Source organism: Desulfovibrio sp. 1188_IL3213, from assembly GCF_036763145.1.
Lineage (GTDB): Bacteria > Desulfobacterota > Desulfovibrionia > Desulfovibrionales > Desulfovibrionaceae > Desulfovibrio.
The window spans coordinates 1-7,737 of record NZ_JBAIYR010000075.1 but is presented as its reverse complement, the minus strand read 5'-3'; the positions used below and the strand labels follow the sequence as shown (position 1 = coordinate 7,737).

7 protein-coding genes are annotated in these 7,737 nt (G+C 58.1%); all 7 read left to right on the top strand.

Annotated features, from left to right (window positions below):
- Nucleotides 1-1,157 (top strand): 2-C-methyl-D-erythritol 4-phosphate cytidylyltransferase (ispD, locus tag V6C16_RS05370; RefSeq protein WP_333542858.1); only part of this gene is annotated, 1,157 nt, incomplete at its 5' end.
- A 15-nt stretch (nucleotides 1,158-1,172) separates the two neighbouring features.
- On the top strand, nucleotides 1,173-2,933 hold the full coding sequence (locus tag V6C16_RS05365) for a long-chain-fatty-acid--CoA ligase (RefSeq protein ID WP_333535693.1): 1,761 nt from the start codon (nucleotides 1,173-1,175) through the stop codon (nucleotides 2,931-2,933).
- Nucleotides 2,933-3,415 carry a D-aminoacyl-tRNA deacylase gene (gene dtd, locus V6C16_RS05360; protein ID WP_333535691.1) on the top strand — a complete coding sequence of 161 codons (483 nt, stop codon included), beginning with the start codon at nucleotides 2,933-2,935 and terminating at the stop codon, nucleotides 3,413-3,415. The genes V6C16_RS05365 and dtd overlap by 1 nt, the downstream gene beginning before the upstream one ends.
- A 30-nt stretch (nucleotides 3,416-3,445) precedes the next feature.
- A complete protein-coding gene (locus tag V6C16_RS05355; RefSeq protein WP_333535690.1) occupies nucleotides 3,446-3,799 on the top strand; it encodes an STAS domain-containing protein in 354 nt (117 codons plus the stop codon).
- Between the two features lie 43 nt (nucleotides 3,800-3,842).
- Nucleotides 3,843-4,979, top strand: coding sequence for a FapA family protein (locus V6C16_RS05350; RefSeq protein WP_333535689.1), 1,137 nt, complete (start codon nucleotides 3,843-3,845; stop codon nucleotides 4,977-4,979).
- The gene (locus V6C16_RS05345; protein WP_333535688.1) at nucleotides 4,976-6,751 is read left to right on the top strand and encodes a CgeB family protein; all 1,776 of its coding nucleotides are present in this window, start codon (nucleotides 4,976-4,978) and stop codon (nucleotides 6,749-6,751) included. The genes V6C16_RS05350 and V6C16_RS05345 overlap by 4 nt, the downstream gene beginning before the upstream one ends.
- Nucleotides 6,748-7,737: glycosyltransferase family 9 protein (locus V6C16_RS05340; protein ID WP_333542857.1), on the top strand; the 990-nt coding region annotated here is incomplete at its 3' end. The genes V6C16_RS05345 and V6C16_RS05340, both read left to right, overlap by 4 nt.

The following is a 7,737-nucleotide window of genomic DNA, read 5'->3' as shown; positions in this document are numbered from 1 at the left end:
TTGCCAAGCAGTTTTTGCCCTGGCAAGGCACGCCGCTCTATTGGCATGCCGCCCGAGCCATGAGCCGCAGCGGCGCAGTGGCAGGCATTGTTTTTGTTTTTCCCCCCGATGATCATGCCGTCCATAAAGAAAGCCTGCGTACCCTTTACGCCGCTGACGACCTGGGACTGCCCTGCCTTACCGCGGCCGGTGGCCCGCTGCGTCAGGATTCCGTGCGTCACGGGCTGGCCGTGTTGCCCGCCGGCACTCGGCATGTGCTTATTCATGATGCGGCCCGGCCTTTTGTCAGCCCCCAATTGATACGCGCCATTTGCGCTTCCCTCGAATCGGGCGCACCGGGAGCAATTCCGGCCCTGCCGGTAACGGATACCATAAAGACCGTGTCGCATGGTCTGGTGACAGGCACCTTGCCGCGCCATACGCTCATGGCGGTGCAGACCCCTCAGGGCTTTAGTCTCGAGCTTCTGCTTCAGGCGCATCAACATGCGAAGACACAAAACCTGAATGTCACTGACGACGCCTCTCTGCTGGAAGAACTGGGCTATGAAGTCCGCGTGGTAGAAGGAGAAGCCGCCAACGTGAAAATAACCAACCCAGAAGATATGGATCTCTTGCAGGATCCCCCTGTCCTGCCCCGCCCGTGTACAGGCATGGGCTACGATGTGCATCGCTACGCTCCAGGGCGGCCCATGCGTCTTGGCGGCGTGCTCATTCCCACGGGGCCGGAGGTGGTCGCGCATTCCGATGGCGATGTGCTGCTGCATGCGCTTACCGATGCAGTGCTCGGCTGTGCCGGTCTTGGTGATATCGGTCAGCACTTTTCCGACAAAGACTCCCGTTTTGACAACATTTCTTCAGCGCTCCTGCTGGATGAGGCCCTGGATATGGCACGCCGAAAAGGCGTGCAGCTATGCCATGCAGACCTTACCGTCATCGCCCAGAAGCCCCGTATCGCCCCCTACCGCGAAGAAATCAGAAAAAATATCGCCCGCCTTCTGTCGCTGCCCACCGACTGCGTCAACATCAAGGGCAGTACGGAAGAGGGGCTTGGTTTTACGGGCCGCGCCGAAGGCATCAAGGCATATGCCGTTGTCACCGCGTGGGCAGGCGCCCGCGCCGCTTTCGCGCCGCCGTCTTCTTTGCAACGCGACATCTGATTCACAAGGATCGCCATGAACACAGAACTGTACCGTCCCTGGTTCGCTCACTACGATGCCTTTGTGCCGCGCATTACAGAGGCATGGGACAAACCACTCTATGCCATGCTGGACGAAGCGGCGGAAAAGTACCCCAACCGCCCGGCGGTCATTTTTCATAACACACGAATTTCTTACAAAAAATTGCGGGAAAAGGCAGAGCTTTTTGCAGGAGCGCTCAAACGTCTCGGCGTAAAAACCGGGCAGCGCGTGGCTCTCATGATGCCCAACATGCCCCAGACCGTGGTGGCTTTCTGGGGCATCATCAAGGCCGGGGGGGTGGTTGTCATGACCAATCCCCTGTACATGGAAAAAGAAATCATTGCCAACATGCAGGATTCCGGGGCAGAGCATATTGTCATGCTTGACCTGCTCTGGCCCCGCGTGTCTGCCCTGCGGGACCGCCTGCCACTGCGCAACTTCATCATCACCGGCGCAGCGGATGCATTGTCTTTTCCGCTCAACTGGCTGTATAGGCTTAAAAAATCCCGTGGCAAAAAAATTTCCATTCCCTATGACGGCAAGCATGTTTTTGAATGGAAAAAACTGTTCAAAGGTGCTGAGCGCTATTCAGCCCCCATTGCCGATCCGCACACAGCCCCCATCATGCTCCAGTACACGGGCGGCACCACGGGCCTGCCCAAAGGCGTCACGCTTACACATACCAACCTTGGCACCAACTGCCGCCAGGTGCTCGACATCATCAATGTGAAGGCCGAAGACCACCACTCTTTTATCTCCATTTTGCCTTTCTTTCATGTGTACGGCCTCACTACCGGCCTGATCATTCCCATTGCGCTGGCTGCCACCACCCTGCCTTTACCGCGCTATGTTCCCCAGGACGTGCTGCGCCTGATCGGCAAACACAAGCCGAGCGTTTTTCCTGGCGCGCCCTCGGTGTATATTTCGCTTTTGCAGCAAAAAAATCTTGCCCAGTACGACCTGCGCTGCATCAAGATCTGCGTTTCCGGCTCAGCGCCCCTGCCGAGGGAAATTTTCCGGCAGTTTCAGGACACCACGGGCGCTTCCATTCTTGAAGGCTACGGACTTACCGAAGCCTCACCGATCACCCACTGCAACCCATTGGGCAAACAGGGGCAAAAACCCAACTCCATCGGCATGCCCCTGCCCGGCACTGATGCCCGCATTGTGGATATGGAAGGTGGGTCTCTCACCCTGCCCCCAGGCAAGATGGGCGAACTTATCGTTTCCGGCCCTCAGGTCATGAGCGGCTACTGGCGCCGCCCGGACGAATCTGCCAGCGCGCTGCGCAACGGCTGGCTTTACACCGGCGATCTGGCTACCATGGACGAAGACGGCTATTTTTATATAGTGGACAGAAAAAAAGACATGGTGATCGTCAACGGCTATAACGTCTACCCGCGTGAGGTGGACGAAGTGTTGCTGGAGCACCCCAAGGTCCAGGAAGCCGTAAGCGTGGGCATACGCGATGACGTGCGCGGCGAGGTGCTCAAGGCCTATGTGGTCGCCCAGGAAGGCGAAGAACTCACCAAGGCCGACATCGTTGCCTGGTGTCGCCAGAAGCTGGCCGGCTATAAAGTGCCGCGCCTTGTGGAGTTTCGCAAGGAACTGCCCAAAACCATCGTGGGCAAGGTGCTCAGGCGCGCCCTGCGCGAAGAAGAAGAAAACAAGGCCGCCAAGCGCAAGCAACGCAAGGCCAAAAATGCGGCTCCTGCTGCGGAAAACAGCCAGGAACAACCTCAAGAGAATGCCTGATGCGTCTGCTGGTTCAAAGAGTTACTGAAGCTTCCGTGAGTGTCGATGGCCGCCAGGTGGCGGCCATCGGCCCCGGCATCATGGCTCTGGTGGGCTTTGGGCAGGAGGACGGCCCGGACTTCCACTGCAAGCCGGCCTTTCGCGGCATGGCCCAAAAACTGGTTGGTTTGCGGATTTTTCCTGGTCAAGGTGAGCTTGCCAACAAATTTCATACCTCGGTTGAAGAATTCGGCGGACAACTTTTGCTTGTGCCGCAATTTACCCTGTATGCAGATTGCCGCAAGGGCCGACGCCCGTCTTTTACAGATGCGGGCAACCCGGCATGGGCCGAACCAATGTTTGAACATTTCGCGAAGATAGTTGACGAATCTTGCAGCGTCAGCGTATCTTCAGGTATCTTCGGCGCCGACATGGCGGTGCGCCTTTGCAATTGGGGTCCTGTCACCATCTGGCTTGACTCGCTCAGCCTGTACGGCAGTTGACGCCCGCCTACCCCCAGGAGGCCCGGCCCCGTGTTTACCCTGCAAGCGGAGTCCCACAAAAACGTTACAGTCCTGCGTTATCTGGGCGACATGCTTTTGCCTGATGTGCCGCAGTTCAGCCGTCAGCTTGAGACGCATCTTCTGGCGCCGGGCATCAGACAGGTTGTGCTTGACCTGAGCCATGTAAACAAGGTGGATACATCCGGCCTTGGTGTGCTTGTCAGCGCCAGCACCAAAAGTCGTGGACACGGCAGAAGGCTTGTGCTGCTCACGCCTGCTCCACACGTTGTTGAGCTTTTGAAAAAAGTGGAAATCGAAGGGTTTTTTCCCACCTTTGACAGCGAAGAGGAATTGAAGGGTTTTATTCCTGACACTGCGGACTGACCACGACTGAAAGCTCGGTCGCGCAGGTCATTACGGATGGTGCATGGTGCAATACTATCTGCGGCATTACTTCAATCCCGATTTTGACTACCTCCACCTGAAACCCGGTGGAGAGAACGGCTCTTCTGACGTTTACAGCCTGGGTTATGTGCAGAATGCCATCAACGGGCAGGTTCTGGCCGAAATCATTCCTCTGGAGGATGCGGGACCGGAGCCGGATCCACGTTTTATCCTGGATAAACCCCGCTTTCCTACCGGCCCCAACACCCGCATTGATCCCCACTACCCCAACTATCTGCTGGCCGCTGCCAATGGCTATGTTTTTTACCTGGATGGGAAGATTACGGTCAAATGCCTGCTCAATGTGCGGCAGGACGTAAGCTTTCAGACCGGGAACATTTTTTTTGTGGGCGACATGGCAATTCACGGCTCGGTGCGCGCGGGTTTTTCTGTACAGGCCAATAACGTGCGCATTATGGGCATGGTCGAAGGCGGCGTGGTGCGCGCCAGGCGTAATCTGCTCATTGACGGCGGCGTGCGCGGCGGCGCGGGACAACACAGCCTGGTGGACGCCGGAGGCAAACTGCTTTCTCCTTTTCTTGAAAAGGTGGAAGCACGCGCCCGGGACAATATCGTTATCGAAAAAAGCTGCCTTTATTCTACTGTTTACGCCGGAGCCAGTATGGTGGTGCGGGAACAGGCGTACGGCGGCATCATCAATGCCTACGGCAGTATGTATGTGGGCAGGCAGTTGGGCAACAAGGCGGGCATTCCCACCAGAGTCTACCTTGGCTATGACCCGTTGAGCATACGTCAGCTCGAAAAAATCGATCATATTATTGCCCAACAGTCGCAGACCATCACCCACCTTAATGCAGTGGCCGGACATCTGCCGCCGGAGACCAATGATGTAAGCCGAAAACTGCAAGCCCTGCGCGAACAGCGCAAACAGCTTATCCGGCGGCGCGACGAACTGTGGGCGCGCCTGTCAATGGATGAAAGCTACATGCACAATTGCCGGCTTCTGGTTCCGGGCCGTATCTACCCCGGCGTGGAACTTTCCATTGGCCGGGCATTTCTCACCATTGACCGCATGTATGAAAAAATCACGTGCCGTCTGGTGGAACACGACATTGTTATCGAACACATGCAGCACTCGCATCTGGGCACTTCTCAATGACTCAGACACAGCAGCCCGTTTTTCACGCCATCCTTGCTCCACAAACAGACTCTGGAAATGATGCCGCGCCGGCGCTTCACGACATTGAGGCCAGAATCAACGGACGCAGCTTTGCCATGCTCGCTCCCGGCGGGCCGGAGCGAGAACGGGCGGTCATTGCTGCGCTGAGTGCTGAGCAACTGGACAACGCGCTGCCGGTTCTTCTCGGTTGCGGCATGGGGCACGCCCTGCACCTATTGCTGCAGCGCTGTCACGGGCCTGTGGCTGTGGTTGAAAAGGAGCAGGAAATCCAAAAAATCAGCGGCGTCATTGCAGGCTTGTCTGCTGAAGAGCGCCAAAGGATTCAGCTGGTAACCACAGCAGAAGCGGATGAAGCCCTACGCCAACTGACCCGCTGGCAGATGCGCCACAGCGGGCTGCGCCTGCTGCCTGTGGCCCTTCCCTTCTACCTGCGCCTTGACCGCTCCTATTACGGAGTCTTGCAGAAAGAGCTTGCCGCCAGCACCCGCTTCGATTTCTGGGGCCGTGCCGTCGGTCCCCGCTTTACTGAAAATCAGCCGCGCGTCCTGCTGCTCACGAGCAAATACTTTCTTATGGGCGAACTGGAAGGGGCCTGCTGCAAACTCGGCATTGAGCACAGGCTTGTCCGCATCGAGGATGAAAGTGTTGCCTGCACAGACTTTGTGGAGCAACTGCTTGAGGCCGTTATTTCCTTCCGGCCCGACTGCTGCATAACGCTCAACCATATGGGCGTGGATGTGGAAGGCGTCCTCATGGACCTTCTGACCCGGCTGCAGTTGCCCCTGGCTTCCTGGTTTGTGGACAATCCCCACCTCATCATCCATCTCTATTCATGTTGCGTCAGCCCCTGGACCACCCTGTTCACCTGGGATGCGGACAACATCGAAAGCCTGCGTCAAACGGGCTTCAAACACGTTTTCTATCTGCCTCTCGGCACGGACCCTGACCGCTTTCACCCCGGCCGCGGCACAGAAGCTCCGGATTCGTGGCAGGCTGACATTTCTTTTGTGGGCAATTCCATGCTCTACAAGGTGGGCGGCCGCCTCAAGCACGGTCGTTTTCCCCGTCCGTTGCTGCTGCCTTTCCTTGAAATATCCCAAGCCTTCATGGAAAGTGACCAGCGCTCTGTAGCCGAGTTTCTGCGCGGTGCGTTCCCTGACGTTTTTGCGCACTATCAGGCCCTGCCCGACAACGAAGCCCGGCTGGCCTACGAGACCGCCATTACATGGCAGGCCACACGCCTGTACCGCAATGGTTGCGTACGCCGCCTGCTGCCGCTGCGGCCTCTCATTGTGGGAGACGCTGGCTGGCGATCCGAGTTCAGGCGCGAAGCCTTTCAGCCGCGCTATATGGACGCCCTGAGCTATTATGTTGATTTGCCGCGCTTTTATTGCCGTTCGCACATTAATTTCAACTGTACCAGCAAGCAGATGAAAGGGGCCGTGAACCAGAGAGTTTTTGACGTTCCCGCAGCCGGAGCATTTGTGCTCACAGACTGGCGACCGCAGATGGAACACCTCTACGACCCGGAAGAAATGGTCTGCTACCACGATCCGGATGAAGCCCCGGACCTGGCGCGCTATTATCTGGCCCACCAGCAGGAACGCCGTGATATCGCCCAACGGGCCAGACGGCGCGTACTGGCCTGCCATACCTGGGCGCACCGGCTGCAAAGCCTGCTTGAGCAGATGCGCCAGGTCTACGGAACCCCCGCCACAAAAAAAATCACAGTACCCGGACCAGACGCATGAACGCGGACCCGATTCTGGTTCTCCAGATGCACCGCATGGGAGACCTGATCCTCACCATGCCCCTGCTTCGTCACCTTCTGCGCCATTGGCCCGGCCACGAAGTCTGGGTTGCCGCTGAGCCGCACTTTTTTCAAGATCTCATGCCGCTGGCCCCCCAGGTGGTGTTCTTTCCCTCTGCCCACGGCCCCGCCCTTGGAGAGCGCCACTATGAACTGGCCCTGAACCTGAGCAGCCGTCCGCAGGCCCTGGCCTGTCAGGCGCACTTGAAGGCCAGGCGCAAGTTTGGTCCGGAACTCGTCACACACGGCCCACTGCCGGACGAAGGCACGCTGGGACAACAGCACATCAATGGATTCTGGCAGCTCTACCGCGCCGCGCTGACCCACAACAACCACAATAACGCCTTTCACTGGGCAGACCTGTATATGCTGGATCTTTCACCGCAGCCCGATCTTACGGGCGTATTCCGGCCATCACCCCGTTCGGCGGGAACAAACCGTGTGGGCATGGTTCTTGGCGCCAGCGAACTTGCCAAGCGGCCCGATGCGGATTTTTGGGTGCGGCTGGCGCGGCGTTTGGCCGCAGAAGGGCTGTTGCCGCTATTTTTGGGCGGCCCGGCGGAGCAGGATCTGGGACAGGAGGTCGCCCAAAAGGCCGGACTGCCGGGAGCCAACCTTTGCGGCCGTCTTTCACTCAAGGAACTGGCTGCCCTCATGCGCACTCTTGACCTGTGCATAACACCGGACACAGGTCCCATGCATCTGGCCGACTTTGTAGGCGTTCCCGTGCTCAATCTCTCAATGGGACCGGTTCACGCCAGGGAAACAGGGCCCTCCGCCCCCGGACAATATGTTCTGCGCGCTGCCATGAGCTGCGTGGGCTGTTGGCAGTGTTACCGTGGACGGCTTTACTGCAAGCACGCGTTCACGGCCTCCGGGGTTGCCGGACTGAGCCTGAGCCTTTTGCGCACCCCCGCCAACCCGGCA